Origin of the sequence: Streptomyces sp. NPDC048565 (assembly GCF_040650935.1) — a bacterium.
Classification (GTDB): domain Bacteria; phylum Actinomycetota; class Actinomycetes; order Streptomycetales; family Streptomycetaceae; genus Streptomyces.
Genome location: NZ_JBEZIH010000001.1, coordinates 129,031 through 146,164 on the forward strand (window position 1 = coordinate 129,031; position 17,134 = coordinate 146,164).

The 17,134-nt window shown below is 71.5% G+C and carries 11 protein-coding genes; 4 read left to right on the forward strand and 7 right to left on the reverse strand.

Annotated elements, in window-relative coordinates; translation table 11 throughout:
- Positions 1–80 precede the first annotated feature (80 nt).
- The 3 genes from AB0C75_RS00560 to AB0C75_RS00570 all read left to right on the forward strand — a co-directional run bounded on the left by AB0C75_RS00560 (position 81) and on the right by AB0C75_RS00570 (position 3,751).
- Positions 81–860, forward strand: a complete 780-nt coding sequence (locus AB0C75_RS00560) for a sugar phosphate isomerase/epimerase family protein (protein ID WP_362885639.1) — start codon at positions 81–83, stop codon at positions 858–860.
- 252 nt (positions 861–1,112) lie between these two features.
- Entirely contained in the window at positions 1,113–2,954 is a 1,842-nt protein-coding gene (locus AB0C75_RS00565) for a glycoside hydrolase family 3 protein (protein WP_362885641.1), read from the forward strand.
- Positions 2,955–3,055: 101 nt separating this feature from the next.
- Positions 3,056–3,751: a hypothetical protein gene (locus AB0C75_RS00570; RefSeq protein WP_362885642.1), complete on the forward strand. Its 696-nt coding sequence runs from the start codon at positions 3,056–3,058 to the stop codon at positions 3,749–3,751.
- 22 nt (positions 3,752–3,773) lie between these two features.
- Here AB0C75_RS00570 and AB0C75_RS00575 read toward each other — a convergent pair whose 3' ends face one another.
- From AB0C75_RS00575 to AB0C75_RS00605, 7 genes are all read right to left on the reverse strand, one after another.
- Entirely contained in the window at positions 3,774–5,297 is a 1,524-nt protein-coding gene (locus tag AB0C75_RS00575; protein ID WP_362885644.1) for a S28 family serine protease, read from the reverse strand.
- Between the two features lie 77 nt (positions 5,298–5,374).
- The gene (locus AB0C75_RS00580) at positions 5,375–5,920 is read right to left on the reverse strand and encodes a hypothetical protein (protein ID WP_362885646.1); all 546 of its coding nucleotides are present in this window, start codon (positions 5,918–5,920) and stop codon (positions 5,375–5,377) included.
- Between the two features lie 72 nt (positions 5,921–5,992).
- Complete coding sequence (locus AB0C75_RS00585; protein WP_362886136.1) at positions 5,993–9,685, reverse strand: ABC transporter ATP-binding protein; 3,693 nt, start codon at positions 9,683–9,685, stop codon at positions 5,993–5,995.
- Positions 9,686–9,986: 301 nt separating this feature from the next.
- Entirely contained in the window at positions 9,987–10,781 is a 795-nt protein-coding gene (locus tag AB0C75_RS00590) for a serine hydrolase (RefSeq protein WP_362886138.1), read from the reverse strand.
- Positions 10,782–11,110: 329 nt separating this feature from the next.
- On the reverse strand, positions 11,111–12,793 hold the full coding sequence (locus tag AB0C75_RS00595; protein WP_362885648.1) for a thiamine pyrophosphate-binding protein: 1,683 nt from the start codon (positions 12,791–12,793) through the stop codon (positions 11,111–11,113).
- Positions 12,790–13,758 carry an agmatinase gene (speB, locus tag AB0C75_RS00600; protein ID WP_362885650.1) on the reverse strand — a complete coding sequence of 323 codons (969 nt, stop codon included), beginning with the start codon at positions 13,756–13,758 and terminating at the stop codon, positions 12,790–12,792. The genes AB0C75_RS00595 and speB overlap by 4 nt, the downstream gene beginning before the upstream one ends.
- A 137-nt stretch (positions 13,759–13,895) precedes the next feature.
- Complete coding sequence (locus AB0C75_RS00605) at positions 13,896–15,380, reverse strand: sodium:solute symporter (protein WP_362885651.1); 1,485 nt, start codon at positions 15,378–15,380, stop codon at positions 13,896–13,898.
- A gap of 134 nt (positions 15,381–15,514) precedes the next feature.
- Between AB0C75_RS00605 and AB0C75_RS00610 the strand changes: the two genes are divergently transcribed.
- Positions 15,515–17,119 (forward strand): PucR family transcriptional regulator, encoded by a 1,605-nt coding sequence (locus AB0C75_RS00610; RefSeq protein WP_362885653.1) that lies wholly within the window; start codon positions 15,515–15,517, stop codon positions 17,117–17,119.
- The last annotated feature ends 15 nt before the right edge of the window (positions 17,120–17,134 follow it).

A 17,134-nucleotide genomic window follows, 5' to 3' on the forward strand; every position in this document is an offset into this window, starting at 1 on the left:
GGGTACCGGTACGGGCACGGACCGCACCGGTACGCACCGCACCGCACCGCACCGCACCGCACCGACGAGAGGACTGCCCCATGAAGCTCGCTTTCTCGACCCTGGGCGTGCCGGGAATGCCCATGGCGGACGTGGTACGCCTGGCCACCCGGACCGGCTACCAGGGCGTGGAACTGCGCGCCCACCCGGAAGAACCGGTCAACGTCAGCCTCACCCCGCCCGAACGAGCAGCCGTGGCCGCAGAGTTCAAGCGGGCCGAGGTCCAGATCCTCACCGTCGCCGGCTACGCGAGGGTGGCCGCCGAGGGCGACGACGAACCGGTGATCGCCGAGCTGGCCGCACTCGTGGACCTGGCGCACGACCTGGGCGCACCGTACGTCCGGGTGTTCCCCGGCGGCGGTGGCCAGGACCCGGCAGCCGCCGACGCCGCCGCCGCACGGCGACTGGGTGCAGCGGCCCCGCACGCCGCCGACCGGGACGTACGGATCCTCCTGGAGACCCACGACTCGCACCGCGCCGGAGCCGACGTGGCCCGGATCGTAGGCACGGTCGGGCACAGCCACATCGGCGCGATCTGGGACGTCTTGCACACCTGGCTGGCCGGCGAGGAGCCCGCGGCCAGCCACGCGGTACTGGCGCCGCACCTGGGATACGTACAGGTGAAGGACGTAGCGTCCCCCGAGGACACCACCCCCCTCCCCCTCGGCGCCGGGACGCTGCCGCTGAAGGAGTGCCTGGACACTCCGGCCTCCGACGGCTGGGTCTGCTGGGAGTACGAGAAGCGCTGGCACCCCAGCGCCGCCCCCCTCCCGCCCCTCCTCACGGAAGCCCGCGCCCACATCGAGCGGCTGGGCGGGTAGCCGGGCAGCCGGGTCGCCGGGCAGCCGGGGTTACGGACGGCGGGCCGCCCCGTATGTCCGTTATGGACGTCCGTAACTGCCCACCGCCCGGACCGGGCGGCCGGGCGGCCGGGCGGCCGTCCCGTCCCCAGGGGGACATCACCCTTCCTTCCGCGTGTCATGCCCCTTTCCGGGCCGCTCCCTTGACTGGTAGTTACTTTCCATATATCCGTACCTTCTTGGAAGTTTCTTTCAGCACCGGAAGGGGCTCACGTGCATCACCGCACCTCCAGACGCACCCTCCTCACCGCCGCGGCGGCGGCGACCGGCGTCGTCGCCCTCCCGGGTGCGGCGCAGGCAGCCGCGACCGGCATCTCGCCCGACAGCCGACTCAAGCGGCTCATCGCCCGGATGAGCCTGGAGGAGAAGGTCGGCCAGCTCTTCGTGATGCGGGTGTACGGGCACTCCGCCACCGAGCCCGACCAGGCGGACATCGACGCCAACCTCGACGAGATCGGGGTACGCGACGCCGCCGAGCTGATCTCCACGTACCACGTCGGCGGCATCATCTACTTCACCTGGGCGCACAACACCCGCGACCCGCACCAGATCGCCGACCTCTCCAACGGCATCCAGCGGGCCGGTCTCGCCGGGCCCACCCCGCTGCCGCTGCTGGTCTCCACCGACCAGGAGCACGGCATCGTGTGCCGCGTCGGTGAGCCCGCGACGCTGCTGCCTGGTGCGATGGCGCTGGGTGCGGGCGGTTCGCGTTCCGATGCGCGGGCGGCGGGCCGGATCGCCGGGGCCGAGCTGGCGGCGCTGGGCATCAACCAGAACTACGCGCCGGACGCGGACGTCAACGTCAATCCGGCCAACCCCGTCATCGGCGTACGCTCCTTCGGCTCCGACCCCGAGTCGGTCGCCGGCCTGGTCACCGCGCAGGTGAAGGGGTATCGGAGCGGCGGGGTCGCCTCCACCGTCAAGCACTTCCCGGGCCACGGGGACACCAGCACCGACAGCCACACCGGTCTGCCCGTCATCGAGCACACCCGCGAGCAGTGGGCCGAGCTGGACGCCCCGCCGTTCCGGGCGGCCGTCGCCGCCGGTATCGACTCGATCATGACGGCACACATCGTGGTACCCGCCCTCGACCCGTCGGAGGACCCGGCCACCCTGTCCCACCCGATCCTCACCGGCATCCTGCGCGAGGAGCTCGGCTACGACGGTGTCGTGGTCACCGACGGGCTGGGGATGGAGGGGGTCCGCTCGAAGTACGGCGACGAGCACGTCCCCGTCCTCGCACTTCTGGCCGGCGTCGACCAGCTGCTCAACCCGCCGGACCTGAAGGTCGCCTGGAACGCTGTCCTGGACGCGGTGAAGAGCGGTGAGATCAGCGAGGCCCGCGTCGAGGAATCGATCCTGCGCATCCTGCGGTTGAAGGACCGGCTCGGGCTGTTCCGCGATCCCTACGTCACCCGCCGGGGCGTCGACCGCACGGTCGGCGTCCCCGCGCATCGCGCCGAGGCCGACCGGATCGCCGAGCGGACGACGACCCTGCTGGCCAACACCGGTTCGCTGCTGCCCCTCTCCCGCCGGTCCCACAGGAAACTCCTGGTGGTCGGCGCCGATCCCGCGTCCCCCTCCGGCACGACCGGGCCCCCGACCACCACGCTCGCCACGGCCTTCGACGAGCTGGGGTTCACGGCGACCGCGCTACCCACCGGCACCGCGCCCACCCAGGCGCAGATCGACGGGGCGGTGGCCGCGGCACAGGGCAAGGACGCGGTGATCGTGGGTACGTACAACGTGACGGCGACGAGCACCCAGCGCACCCTGGTCAGCGCCCTCGCGGCGACCGGCGTCCCGGTGATCACGCTCGCGATCCGGGATCCGTACGACGTCGCCCAGCTGGCCGGGACGGGCCATGCGGCGAGTCTCGCCACGTACTCCTGGACGGACGTCGAGCTGCGGGCCGCCGCCCGCGTGATCGCGGGGCGGGCCCGGCCCGAGGGCCGGCTCCCGGTCCCGGTGCAGCGGGCGGACGCCCCGGCGCAGGCGCTGTACCCCGTCGGCTACGGCCTGTCGTACCGAAGCTACGCCCCACCCTCGACGTAACCACACCAATGAGCTAAAAACACCCCGTGCACCTGGCGTGTGCCCGCTCCGGCGGGTCACGCTGGGTGCACGCCCCTGTGGGCGCACCGGGGGTGTGGTCCATGGAAGAGCGCCGTTTCGCTGGGGCGTTGCGGGTGTTGCGGGTGTTGCGGGCGATGCGGGTGCCTCGGGTGCTGCTCGCTCTGCCGGCCGTCGTCGTGGTGCTCGCGCTGGGCGCCTGCCGGCAGCCGGTCGGCAGTGCCTCGGGCGGGACCGGGGGCGGGCCGCAGGACGGTGCGGTGCCCTCGGGGTACGGGGTGGAGTTCCTGGGGCCCGGCGACTGCAGCTCACGCGGGGAGGTGTTCCGCGAGGTGTCGTGCCGCAGCGAGAGGGCGGCGGCACGGGTGCTCGCCCGCTACACCGGGACGCCGTCGGACGGGCCGGCGTGTCCGCCCGCCACCGACTTCGTGCTGCACGTCTCCTCGCAGGGCGGCGGCCCGGAGCCCTCGTGGAGGGGCCCGGCGCCGTCGCCCAGCGGTCCCGGCGTGCCTCGTGGATACGCCTGCATGCGCAATCTGGAGTCACCGCACCCGGGCGATCCCGGGCAGGGCGGCGGCCCGCTGACGGTCGTCGGTGACTGCGTCTACAGCTCCCGCGACGGCGAGGTCAGGGAGACCGCCTGTGACGGATCGGAGGCGCGGCCACCGGAGTTCGTGATCAGTTCGGCGGTGGCACGTCGCGTCCTTTGCCCCGACACCACCGACCTGTATGTGGAGTTGGCCGGTGAGAAGCCGGTGGGCTGTGCCCGCCGGGTGTGAGCCACCCGGCGGGTCAATACACCTAGGGGCGCAACGTGCCCCGGTCCCGCTGGAGTTCGGCGTCGCGCACATCCAGGCGCGCGTCGAACTTCGCGAGGGGCTTCGCCGTCGCCGGGTCGGCCTCGACGGAGGCGGGTGCGACCCCGGCCCAGCGCAGGATGGCCGCGGTGGCCGTGGCCTTCTCGTCGTCGACGAGGCCCTCGACCTTGGATCCGTGGTTGCCGCCCGGCACCGTGTAGACGTAACTGTCCCGGGCGCCCTTGCCGAGGCGGAAGGGCTCGGCGCCCCACGGGTCGTTCTCGCCGTAGACGTACAGCATGTGCCTGGCGTTGTTCCTGACCCAGCTGTCCACGTCACGCATCACCGAGGGCTGGAACTTCATCGGGATGGAGTCCGGCACGAAGGTGCGCGGCGGCTGGTAGCCGTAGCGGCTCAGGTTTCCGAGCCAGGGCTGCTTGATGTCGGGCGAACCGAGCTGGGTGCCCGCCTGGTAGTAGTACGGCGTGTAGGCCGCGAGGTCCTCGTCGGCGTAGGCGGAGAAGCCCGAGATGCCGTCGATGGAGTCCCAGATCTCCTGGTCGGTGGCGTTCGGGGCGTCGGCCGGGATGGTGTCGCAGTCGGCGAGCAGGCTGTACTGCCAGTACGCCCACACGTAGTCCATGACGGTGGCCTCGAACGCCTTGTCGAGGATGCCGACGGTCTCGAACGTCAGGCCGTTCTCGGCGGCGTACTCCTCGTACTTCTTCTCCAGCGGCTCACGGCGCACGAGCGCCTCGCGCTGGACGCCGTTCAGCCGGTCGCGGCACTCCTTGGTCCCGACGCGGTCGAAGAACCGGTCGTACGCCGAATCCTCTTTGTTGTTCACGTCGTTGGGGGCGACGTAGGCGACGACGCCGTCCATGTCCTTGGGGTAGAAGCGCTCGAAGTAGGTGGCGGTCATGCCCCCCTTGGAGCCACCGGTGGTCAGCCAGTTCTTGGAGTAGATCTTCTTCAGCGCCTTGAAGACCCGGTGCTGGTCGCTGGCGGCCTGCCAGATGTCGAGCTTCGACCAGTCGGCGGGTTCCGGGCGGGACGGGGTGAAGTAGCGGTACTCCAGGGAGACCTGGTTGCCGTCGATGATCTGCGTCGGCTCGCTGCGGCTCGGGGTGGTCGAGACGTTGTAGCCGCCGGTGAAGAAGACCGTGGGCCGGGTCGTGTCCTTGTGCAGCAGGGTGATGCGCTGCTGGAAGGTGCCCTTGGACGGGTGCTTGTGGTCGATGGGCTGGGTGTATTCCAGGACGAAGAAGCGGTAGCCCGGTGTGGGGTCTCCCCTGCTCGAACGCAGTTGAGAGCTTGGGTAAGGCTTCTCCTCGATCAGGCTCATTCCCGGGATGGCCAGGATCCGGTCCTTGATGTCCTCGCTGCTGCTCTCGCTGCTGCTGGTGTGACCGCTGCTCTGCTGTACGGCCGGTTCCGCGGCGGTGGCCGCTCCGGCCGAGGCTCCGGTCGCACTCACTGTGCCTATGAGCACGGCGAGCGACAGAACACCTCTGAGCGCCTTGCGCATGCACCCTCCCCTTGATTCTCGACAGTCGCCGAGAACCTAGCGGGGGTCACACCAGTCACGCCAGACCCACACGCACGTCAGCACATGATCCACCCCGTTGAGCCGGAGGAATTCCCGACGGAACCCGAGGTGCGGACGCAGCGGTTGAGCGCGTGTACGCGGACCGGGCCGGCCAAGGTGGTGAACTTGCCGCTGTCGACGACCGCACGGCCGCCGCGCGGCTGGACCGACACCCGCATCGCGCGGCGTGCGCCCGGCTTCTTGGCGACGGTGACGGCGCAGGCATAGGCGCCGCTCTTGTAGACGCGCAGCGAACCGGTGGAGAACTTCACCGTCTTGACCAGACGCCCGGAGCACGCCGAAGCGGCGGACGTGGCGGGTGCGGCCTTCGTGGTGGGTGCGGCGGCCTGCGCGGGGCCGGTGGGACCCAGCGCCAGGACCAGGGCTCCGAGCAGCGGGAGGGCGAGGAGCCTCCGTGCTGCCCGTACCGCACGCACCGCCTGTAGCGCCCGTACCGCACGCACCGCCTCTAGCGCCCGTACCGCCCTTCCCGTCCGCCCCGACGACCTCAGCGGTCTCGCCCTGCCGTCCATTCCGTCCACATCGCCCGCCTCTTCGAACACGCCGACCCCCGTCGGATACACGTACGCATCGGTGTACGACGCGGTAAGAGGCTCTTCAGGTTGCAGCCGGCGTCATACACCCGCCGGGGCGTCCTCTCCTATGCCCTCCCCTATGAAGGTGCGCCACAGCCGGGCGTACGTTCCTTCTCTGGCCAGCAGCTCGTCATGCGTGCCGTCCTCGGCGACCCGGCCCTTGTCCATCACCACGACCCGGTCGGCACGGGCGGCCGTGGTCAGCCGGTGCGCGACCACCAGGGTGGTGCGGCGGCCCGCCAGCCGGTCGGTGGCCTGGTTGACCAGGGCCTCACTGGCGAGGTCGAGGGAGGCGGTCGCCTCGTCGAGCAGCAGGACATCGGGGTCGACCAGTTCGGCGCGGGCGAGCGCGATCAGCTGGCGCTGGCCGGCCGAGAGGTTGCGGCCCCGTTCGGCCACCTCGTGCAGATAGCCGTCCTCCAGGGTGGCGATCATGTCGTGCGCGCCGACGGCCCGGGCCGCCGCCTCCACCTGGGCGTCGGTGGACTCGGGGAGTCCGTATGCGATGGCGTCGCGGACCGTGCCCTCGAAGAGGTACGCCTCCTGAGGCACGACTCCGAGCCGGTGCCGGTACTCCGTCCTGTCGAGCCGCCGCAGATCCGTACCGTCCGCGGTGACGCGTCCGCTCGTCGGGTCGTAGAAGCGGGCGACCAGCTTGACCAGCGTGGACTTGCCCGCACCCGTCTCACCGACGAAGGCGACCGTCTGGCCGGCCGGGATCCGCAGATCGATGCCGGTCAGGGCCTCCTCCTCGCCTGTGTAGGCGAAGGAGACGCCCTCGAAGGCGATATCGCCGCGCAGCGACGTCACGCCCTGCGGCTCGTCGTGGTCGGCCGTGGAGGTCGGCTCCCGCAGGAGTTCCTGGATCCGGCCGAGGGAGACCGTGGCCTGCTGGTAGCCGTCGAAGACCTGGGACAGCTGCTGCACGGGCGCGAAGAACAGGTCGATGTAGAGCAGATAGGCGACCAGCGCACCCGTGGTCAGCGTGCCGTTGTCGACGCGCCCCGCGCCGACGATCAGCACGGCGGCAGCCGCGACCGAGGCGAGCAGCTGCACGAACGGGAAGTAGACGGAGATCAGCCACTGTCCGCGCACCCTGGCCTGGCGGTAGTGGTAGCTGCGTTCGGCGAACCGCTCGGCGCCGTCGTGCTCGCGCCGGAACGCCTGGACGATCCGCAGCCCGGCGACGGACTCCTGGAGGTCGGCGTTGACGACGCTGATGCGCTCACGGGCGAGTTCGTACGCCTTGACGCTCTTACGGCGGAAGAAGAACGTGCCGACGATCAGCAGCGGCAGGGTCGCGAAGACGACCAGGGCCAGCTGGATGTCGAGGACGAGCAGCACGACCGTGATGCCGAAGAAGGTGACGACGGAGACGAAGGCGGTGACCAGGCCGGTCTGCAGGAACGTGGACAGCGCGTCCACGTCCGTGGTCATCCTCGTCATGATCCGGCCGGTCAGCTCGCGCTCGTAGTAGTCGAGGCCGAGCCGCTGGAGCTGCGCGAAGATCTTGAGGCGCAGGGAGTACAGCACGCGTTCGCCGGTGCGGCCCGTCATCCGGGTCTCACCGATCTGGGCGATCCACTGCACGAGGACGGCGAGCAGTCCGAATCCCGCCGCCGTCCAGACCGCGCCGAGTGCCATCTTCGTGACGCCGTCGTCGATGCCGTGGCGGATCAGGACGGGCAGCAGCAGACCCATGCCCGCGTCGACGGCGACCAGCGCCAGGCTCAGCAGCAGCGCGGCCCCGAAGCCGTGCAGCAGCCTGCGCAGGCCGTACGACTTCTCCGGGCGCACCGCGCTCGCCTCGTCGATGGCGGGGACGTCGGTGGCCGGCGGCAGGGCGTCGACCTGGGCGAGCAGTTCGGGGGTGGCGGGCATGCCCGCGGCCGCCGCGTCGCGCTGCTCCTCCTTACGGATCCACAGCCCGGGCGTGACACCGCGCTCGGCGTCGAACTCGGCGTCCAGTTCCTCCTGGAGCGCCCGGTCGTCCTCGGGGGCCGTGGAGGCGGACGGCTGGTGCCCGGGCGAGGTGCCGCCCAGCTCGTCCGGGTCGGTGAGCAGCCGGCGGTAGAGCGCCGAACGGCGCTCCAGCTCCGCGTGCGTTCCGATGTCGGCGAGCCGCCCCTGGTCGAGGACGGCGATGCGGTCGGCGAGGCCGAGGGTGGACCGCCGGTGCGCTATCAGCAGGGTCGTGCGGCCCTCCATGACCTGCGCCAGGACCTCGTGGATCTCGTGCTCGACCCGGGCGTCCACGGCGGAGGTCGCGTCGTCGAGCAGCAGCAGACGGGGGTCGGTGAGGATGGCACGGGCGAGCGCGACGCGCTGGCGCTGGCCACCGGAGAGGGTGAGGCCGTGCTCGCCGACCTTGGTGTCGTAGCCGTCGGGCAGCTCGGAGACGAAGCCGTGGGCCTGGGCGGCGCGCGCGGCCTGTTCGATCTGCTCCTGGGTGGTGTCGGGGCGGCCGTACGCGATGTTGGCGCCGACGGACTCGGAGAAGAGGAAGCTGTCCTCGGGTACGAGCCCGATGGCGGCGCGCAGCGACTCCTGGGTCAGCTCACGGACGTCGTGGCCGCCGACCAGGACCGCGCCGTGCGACACGTCGTAGAAACGGGGCAGCAGGAGCGAGACGGTCGACTTGCCGCTGCCGGAGGAGCCGACGAGGGCGACGGTCTCGCCCGGCTCGATGGAGAGGGAGAAGCCGTTCAGGACGGGGCGGTCGTCGGTGTAGCCGAAGCGGACGTCGTCGAACTCGACGCTCGCCGGGGCGTCGGCCGGGAGCGCCTTCGCGCCGTCCTTCATGGACGGCTCGGTGTCGATCAGCTCCAGGACACGCTCCACACCCGCCCGTGCCTGCTGGCCGACGGTGAGGACCATGGCGAGCATCCGGACCGGGCCGACGAGCTGGGCGAGGTAGGTGGAGAAGGCGACGAACGTACCGAGCGTGATCTCGCCCCGGGTGGCGAGCCAGCCGCCGAGTGCCAGCATCGCGACCTGGCCGAGCGCGGGTACGGCCTGGAGTGCGGGGGTGTAGCGGGAGTTCAGCCGGATGGTGCGCAGCCGGCCCGCGAAGAGCCTGCGGCTGACCTCGCGGAGCTTGCCGGTCTCCTGGTCCTCCTGGCCGAAGCCTTTGACGACCCGGACCCCGGAGACGGCCCCGTCGACCACTCCGGCGACGGCGGCGGCCTGGCTCTGGGCGTACCAGGTGGCGGGGAAGAGGCGGGCCTTGGAGCGCCGGGCGATGAACCACAGGGCGGGGGCGACGGCGAGGGCGATGAGGGTCAGGGGCAGCGAGAGCCACGCCATGATCACCAGGGAGAGGAGGAAGAGCAGGATGTTCCCGATGGTCATCGGGAGCATGAAGAGGAGCCCCTGGATCAGCTGGAGGTCGCTGGTGGCGCGCCCGACGACCTGCCCGGTGGAGAGCTCGTCCTGCCGCTTCCCGTCGAGCCGGGTGAGGGCGCCGTACATCTCGGTCCGCAGGTCGTGCTGGACGTCGAGGGCGAGCCGTCCGCCGTAGTAGCGGCGGACGAAGGCGGTGCCGTAGACGAGGACGGCCGCGCCGATGAGCAGGCCGGTCCACACGCCGAGCGAACGGGTGTGGCTGCCGACCACGTCATCGATGATCACCTTGGTGATGAGGGGGACGATCGCCATCACGGCCATGCCGGCGAGCGACGAGCCGAGCGCCAGTACGACGTTGCGCCGGTAGCGCCACGCGTATCCGCTCAGCCGACGCCCCCAGCCCCGGCTCTCCGAGTCCCGGGTCTCCGAGTCCCGCTTCTCCGAGTCCCGGGTCTCCGAGTCCCGCTTCTCCGTGTCCCGGGTCTCCGTGTCCTGAGCCGCGCCTCGGTCCTCCGCGCCCTGTTTCTCCGCGCCCACCCGTGCCTCCTGTTCCGCCCCGTCGCCCCGCTTGGTCCTGCCGCATGTCTCCAACGCGGTCAGCTGCGGATTTCATCCTCCCGCAACAATTCTCGGCCGATGGGCGGAGGCGGGGTCGGGTGACCCTAGGACTCGGGTAGGGGTGGCGTCTTCACCCGGTGGTGGGCCCGATGTCCTTGTGCACGGCCTTGGAGACGGCCTGGACGGTGTCGATGCCGTCCTCCATCGTCTTGTTGTCCTGCGTGAGGACGGTGATCACGTAGTCGTGGCCCTTGCCGCTGAACGCGCCGACACTGTGCACGCGCCAGCCGTGGGTGGAGCGTTCCAGCCAGCCGTTCTTGAGCTGGACCGTCGCGTCGCCCGGGGCACCTGCCGGAACGCCCCAGCGCTGTTCCGGCACGACCTTGCGCATCCGGTCCAGGACGAAGGTCCGCGACGTGTCGTCGAGCACCTTGTTCCGCGCCGTCACCAGGGTCAGCAGTCGCTGTTCGTCGTGGGCGGTGATCTGGGTGAGCCCCCACGCGCCCTCGGCGTCCAGTGCCGTGCGGGTCATGCCCGCCGCCTTGAGGAACCCCTTGACCTTCGCGGGGCCGAGCTCGTCCCACAGCTCGGTGGTGGCGTCGTTGTCCGACTTGGTGATCATGGCTGTGGCGAGCTTGCTCTCGTGCGGGGTGAGCGGCCGGTCCGTCTTCTGCGCGTCCCAGAGCAGCGCGGCGAGGACCGTGACCTTGACGACGCTCGCCGAGTCCACCTGCTGGGTGGGCCGCAGCGTGCAGCTCGTACGCGTGCGGTGGTCCTGCACCGCAAGGGCGGTGGTGGACTTGTGGCCCTTGAGGGCCGTGGTGATGTCCTTGGTCATCTTCGCGGCGAGCCCGGTCCGGTCCGAGACGCAGGAGACGGCGGGGGCCTTCGCGGGGGCGGCGGCGGTGGCGGGCGACGCCACCATGGCCGCCGGGACGAGGACGGTGCCGACCAGAGCGGTACGGGAGCACCGGGACAGCCACTGATGAGTCATGCCGTCCGTCCTCCGCGCTGTTCACTGGGCACCTGTCGCCCCGGCTGGAGCGCCTGGACATGATGCACGTAAACGGACAAACCGAGCTATGGCCTGGGCCACAGACGAAGGAGTCGTCCCGGCCCGGGCCCCGCGCCGCAAGGCCTCGGGGCGAGCCACGGTGACCGAGACCACGCCATGCGCTCGCCAGAGGTACTCGTCAGAGGTACTCGTCAGAGGTACTCGTCAGAGGTACTCGTCAGGTTCGTCGGAGGTATTCGTCAGAGGTGCGTCGGCTCGAACATCCTCAGCAGCGCCGGAAGCACCACCACCGACGGCCCTGGCGTCGCCAGGGCCGTGCCGAGGTCGGCGGCCAGGGACTCCGGGGACGTACGGACCGCGGGGACCCCGAAGGACTCGGCGAGTGCGACGAAGTCCGGGCGCGTGAGCTCGGTCGCCGTGGCTTCGCCGAAGGCACCCGTCATGTACTCCCGCAGGATGCCGTAGCCCCCGTCGTCGACGATCAGCCAGGTGACGGGCAGGTCGTACTGCCGGGCGGTGGCGAGCTCGGCGATCGAGTACATCGCGCCGCCGTCGCCCGAGACCGCGAGAACCGGCCTCGTCGGATCGGCGGCCGCCGCACCGATCGCGGCGGGGAAGCCGTAGCCGAGACCGCCCGCGCCCTGCGCCGAGTGCATCGTGTTCGGACGGCGCGCGTCGAAGGCGGACCAGGCCCAGTAGGCGAGGATCGTCATGTCCCAGAAGCTGGGCGAAGCGTCGGGCAGCGCCTCGCGGACCGATGCCAGCACCTGCTGCTCCAGCGTGAGATCCTGCGCCGCGATCCGCTCGTGGACCCGCTCCAGCAGCGCACGGACGCGCTCAGCCGCCGTGTCGTCCGTACGCGGCTCCACCGTGTCCAGGAGGTCGGCGAGTGCCTCGCGGGCGTCGGAGTGGATACCGAGCGCGGGGTGGTTGGACTCCAGCTTCCCGGCGTCGGCCTCGATCTGGATGACCCGGCCGCGCGGGGCGAACGTGTGGTAGTTCGAGGAGAGTTCACCCAGACCCGAGCCGACGACCAGCAGTACGTCCGCGGACTCCAGGAAGTCCGTGGTGTGCCGGTCCTCCAGCCAGGACCTGAGCGAGAGCGGGTGCTCCCAGGGGAAGGCGCCCTTGCCGCCGAAGGTGGTGACGACCGGGGCATCGAGCTTCTCGGCGAGCGCGCGCAGCTTGCCGGACGCGTCGGAGCGTACGACTCCGCCACCAGCGACGATCACCGGACGCTCGGCGTCCGAGAGCAGCCGGGCTGCGGCGAGGGTCAGCTCGGGCCGTGGGTACAGCTCGCGCGGGGTGGCGTCCAGCGCGCTGACCACCGGCAGGACGGTCTCGGCGAGCAGCACGTCCTGCGGGATCTCCACCCAGACCGGGCCGTGCGGGGCGGCCAGCGCGGACTCCCAGGCGGCGGCGATCGCGGAGGGGATCTGCGAGGCCGTGCGCGCGGTGTGCACGGACTTCACGATGTCGCGGAAGGACGCCTGCTGGTCGCGGAGTTCATGCAGATAGCCGTGGCGTCCACCGCCGAGTCCCGCGGCCGGGACCTGGCTGGAGATCGCGAGCACCGGCGCGGACGCGGCGGCCGCCTCCTGGAGCGCGGCCAGGGAGGTCAGGGCGCCGGGCCCGGTGGAGAGGAGCAGCGGCGCCACCTCACCGGTGATCCGGCCGTAGGCGTCGGCGGCGAAGCCCGCGTTGTTCTCGACGCGCAGCCCGACGTACGCGAGAGAGGAGCGGCGCAGCGCGTCGAACATGCCGAGCGCGTGCTGGCCGGGCAGCCCGAAGACGGTGGTGGCGCCGAGGCCCTGGAGGGTCTCCACGACCAGGTCACCGCCGTTACGTCCGGGCGGAGGGTTCAGGGCGGCCTCGGCCTGTGCGGCGGTGAGCTGCGGCCGGTCGTCGTGGTCGTGACTCACTGGGTGCGGCCCTCCGCGATCTGCCGGGACATGATCGTCGTCAGCTCGTACGCCGTGTGCGAGGCGGCGACGGAAGTGATCTCCGCGTGATCGTACGCCGGGGCGACCTCGACGAGGTCGGCCGAAACGAGGTGGCAGGAGGAGAGCCCGCGCAGGATCTCCAGGAGCTCGCGCGAGGTGAGGCCGCCGGCCTCGGGGGTGCCGGTGCCGGGGGCGTGCGCCGGGTCCAGGACGTCGATGTCGATGGATATGTAGAGCGGCCGGTCGCCGATGCGCTGCCGGAGCTGGTCGGCTATCTCGTCGACTCCGCGCCGCATGACGTCGGCCGAGGTCACGATGCCGAAGCCCATCTTGGCGTCGTCGGTGAGGTCCTGCTTGCCGTACAGCGGGCCGCGGGTACCGACATGGGACAGCGCCTCGGTGTCGAGGATGCCCTCCTCGACGGCCCGGCGGAACGGGGTTCCGTGGGTGTACTCGGCGCCGAAGTAGGTGTCCCAGGTGTCCAGGTGCGCGTCGAAGTGCAGCAGGGCGACGGGGCCGTGCTTCTTGGCGACGGAACGCAGCAGCGGCAGCGCGATGGTGTGGTCGCCGCCGAGTGTCATCAGCCGGGCACCTGTGGCGAGCAGGTCGTCGGCGGCGGCCTCGACGGTCTCGACGGCCTCGTTGATGTTGAACGGGTTGGCCGCGATGTCACCCGCGTCGGCGACCTGGGCGAGCGCGAAGGGCGAGGCGTCCTGCGCCGGGTTGTACGGGCGCAGGAGGCGCGAGGCCTCCCGGATCGCGTTGCCGCCGAAGCGGGCACCGGGCCGGTAGGAGACGCCGCTGTCGAAGGGCACTCCGACGACGGCGACATCGGCTGAGCCGACCTCGTCGAGCCGGGGCAGCCGGGCGAACGTCGCGGGTCCGGCGTACCGCGGGACGCGGGAGGAGTCGACGGGGCCGCGCGGCGATTCGTTGCTGCTCATGGGCGTGGGTGCCTTTCGTTGTGCCATGCACGCTTTGTGGGCGTTCATACGTCGGTCAGTGTGTCAGGGAGCCGGACCGGACCGGCTCCCTGGGCGGCCGGTGGGCGGATCCGCCCCCGCGCCCGGTGGGCCGCCGGTCAGACGGAGACCCGGTCCGGGTCCGGGGTGGCCGGGTCCTCGTCGGCCCCCCGCCCGGCCAGGCGCTCGCGCCAGGCGGCCAGCACGGCCGGGTCGGTCGGCTTCGTCGCCAGCGAGACGGCGACGTACACCGCGAGCGAGGCGAGCAGCCCGTAGTAGATGGGCTGGTTGGCGAGGATCCCGTAGGCGCCCATCAGCCCGATCACCGTGACGCCCCCGACGGCCACGGCCGCCAGCGCTCCCGCCGCGGTGCCCCGGCGCCAGAGCAGACCCCCGAGGATCGGCACCAGCAGCCCGCCGACCAGCAGGTTGTAGGCGACGGTCAGCGCCTCGACGACATCGTTGAGCGCGATGGCGATCACGATCACGGCGACACCCATGATGAGGATGAACGCCCGGTTCCCCCGCACCTCGTCCCGTTCGTCCCCGCCGTCCCCTGCTTGCCGGGTGACCGCTCCCCGCAGCCGCGACCAGATGTCGTTGTTGGCCACGGTCGCGCAGGCGATGAGGGCGCCGGACGAGGTGGACATCACCGCGGCGAGTGCGGCGGCCAGCACCAGCCCCCGCACTCCGACCGGCAGTTCGTCCTTCACGATCGTCGCGAAGGCCGCGTCGGCGCTGGGCAGCTTCGGGTACATCACCTTGGCCGCCGTCCCGATGACGGCACCGGCGACGGCGTACACCAGACAGTACGTACCCGCGACGGTGCCGCCCCAGCGTGCCGTCCGGTCGCCGCGGGCGGTGAACACGCGCTGCCAGATGTCCTGGCCGATCAGCATGCCGAAGGTGTAGATGAGGACGTACGTGAAGATCGTCTCGCCGCCGATGCCCAGCGGATCGAAGTACTCCGTGGGCAGCTTCGCCTTCATCTCGCTGAACCCGCCGGCCTTGACGACGGCGATCGGCAGGAGGAGGAGCAGGACGCCGATCGTCTTGACGACGAACTGCACCATGTCGGTGATCGTGATCGACCACATGCCGCCGAGCGTCGAGTACGCGACGACGATGGTGCCGCCCAGGATGATCGCCACGGTCCGGTTCACGTCGAACAGGACGTCGAAGATGGTGGCGTAGGCAATGGTCGAGGTGACGGCGAGCATCAGCGTGTACGCCCACATGACGACGCCGGAGATGACTCCGGCCCGCCCGCCGCCGTAACGCAGGTCGAGCATCTCGGAGACGGTGTAGACCTTCAGCCGGGCTATGCGCGCGGAGAAGAAGACGGACAGGGCGAGCAACCCGAGTCCGATCGTGAGGACCATCCAGGCGCCGGAGAGCCCGTACTGGTAGCCGAGGCCCACACCGCCGATCGTCGAGGCGCCGCCGAGAACGATCGCGGCCATGGTCCCGGAGTACATCCAGGGGCCGAGCCGTCGTCCTGCGACCAGGAACTCGCTCTTGGACTTGGCGCGGCGCATGCCCCACCAGCCCATGGCGAGCATGCCGGCCAGATAGACCACGATCACCGCGTAGTCGACAGCCATGGGCTCTCCTCCGTCGTTCCGGTTCCGCTCGGGAGCCGGGGCCGGGTGTGGTGATGAAGACGGTAGGTGGCCGGAAGCTGACGCTGAAGTGTACGTTTCCTCCATCATCATCGCTTCGAGTGGATGGATCATCCATGCCGGAATCCCCCGCCGGTCCCCCCACCCCTCCGATTCCCCTGGCCGAGCTCCTTGGCCGGCAGGAGCTGGGGCTGCGCAGGATCGCCGGCCCGGACCACGCGGAGCTGCTGTGGGTGCACACCTCGGAGATGGCCGATCCGTATCCGTACCTCCTCGGCGGTGAACTGCTGCTGACGGCCGGAGTCCAGCTCACGGACGCCGACACCTATGTGGCCCGGCTCGTCCAGGCGGGGGCGGCGGCGCTCGGCTTCGGGCTGGCGCCGGTGCACGACACGGTGCCGCCCGCCTTGGTGGAGGCGTGCGACCGGCACGGGCTGCCCCTGGTCGAGGTGCCGCCCGAGACCCGCTTCACCACGGTCGCCCGCGCCGTGTGGCGGCTCATGGCCGAGTGGCGCCACCGCGAGCTGCGCCGGGTGACCCGGGCCCAGCAGGCCCTCGCGACGGCGGCGGCCCGCCCGGACCCGGTGCCGGCGGTGCTGCGCCAGCTCGCCGTACAGCTGGAGGGCCGGGTCGCGCTCCTCACGGCGGACGGCGGGGTACTGCACGCGGCGGGCGGGCGCCCGGCACCGGATGTGCAGACGGCACTGACCCGCCTGGCCCGGGTGGTGGCACCACCCACGGCCATCCCCACCGCCACCCCCTCCGTCTCCCCCTCTCCCTTTCCCTCCGCCTCCCCCTCTCCCTTTCCCTCCGCCTCCCCCTCTCCCTCCGTCTCCCCTCCCCCTGACCGGAAGCCGAGCCCGTCATCGGCGACCGACACCCGGGCCGGCATGCACCTCTCCGCGTACGCCGTCGGCGGCAGTGGACAGGGCCTGGCCCTCGCCCTGGCGACTCCCCGACGCGATGCGGGCGACCACACGGTCACCGGCATCGCCGTCGTACTGCTCTCCCTGCTCACCGCCCCGCACCAGGGCGCCGACGGGGCGGGCCGTTCGGCGGCGCTCGTACGCCTGCTGCTGGGCGCGGCCCCGCAGGACGTGGCGCCGCTGCTGGTGCCGCGAGAGGCATCGTCCGCCGCGTCGCGACGGCCGGCACCGGACGGCGGCGACACCTGGGCGGTGATCCACGCCCGCCGCGCCGACGGCACTCCGGCCGACGCGCTGAACGCCGGGGCGCTCGGCGCCGCCCTGGGATCGGCGTTGTCGGACGTGGACCGCGAGACGGTACGGGTCCTGCTCCCCGGCCCCCACGGCGCGGTACCCCCTCAACCCGGCTGGACCCTCGGCGTCTCCGCCCCCGCCCCGGTCACCGCCCTGCCCGAGGCCGAAGCCCAGGCAACCCGCGCCCTGGGCCACGCCGAGGCCACCCGCACCCCACTGGTCACGCACCGACCCGGCACCGGAGGCCTGGCCGCCCTGGTCCCGCCCGACCGCGCCGAGGCCCACGCCCGCGCCCTGCTGGCCCCCCTCACCGGACCGCTCACGGAAACCCTGCGCTGCTGGCTGAGCCTCCACGGCAGCTGGGACCGCACAGCGGTGGCCCTGCGGATCCACCGCAACACGGTCCGCCAACGCATCGCCCGCTGCGCGACCCTGCTGGACGCGGACCTGAACAACATGGACGTACGAACGGACCTCTGGTTCGCGCTACGGCAGGGATGACCGATGCGCGCAACA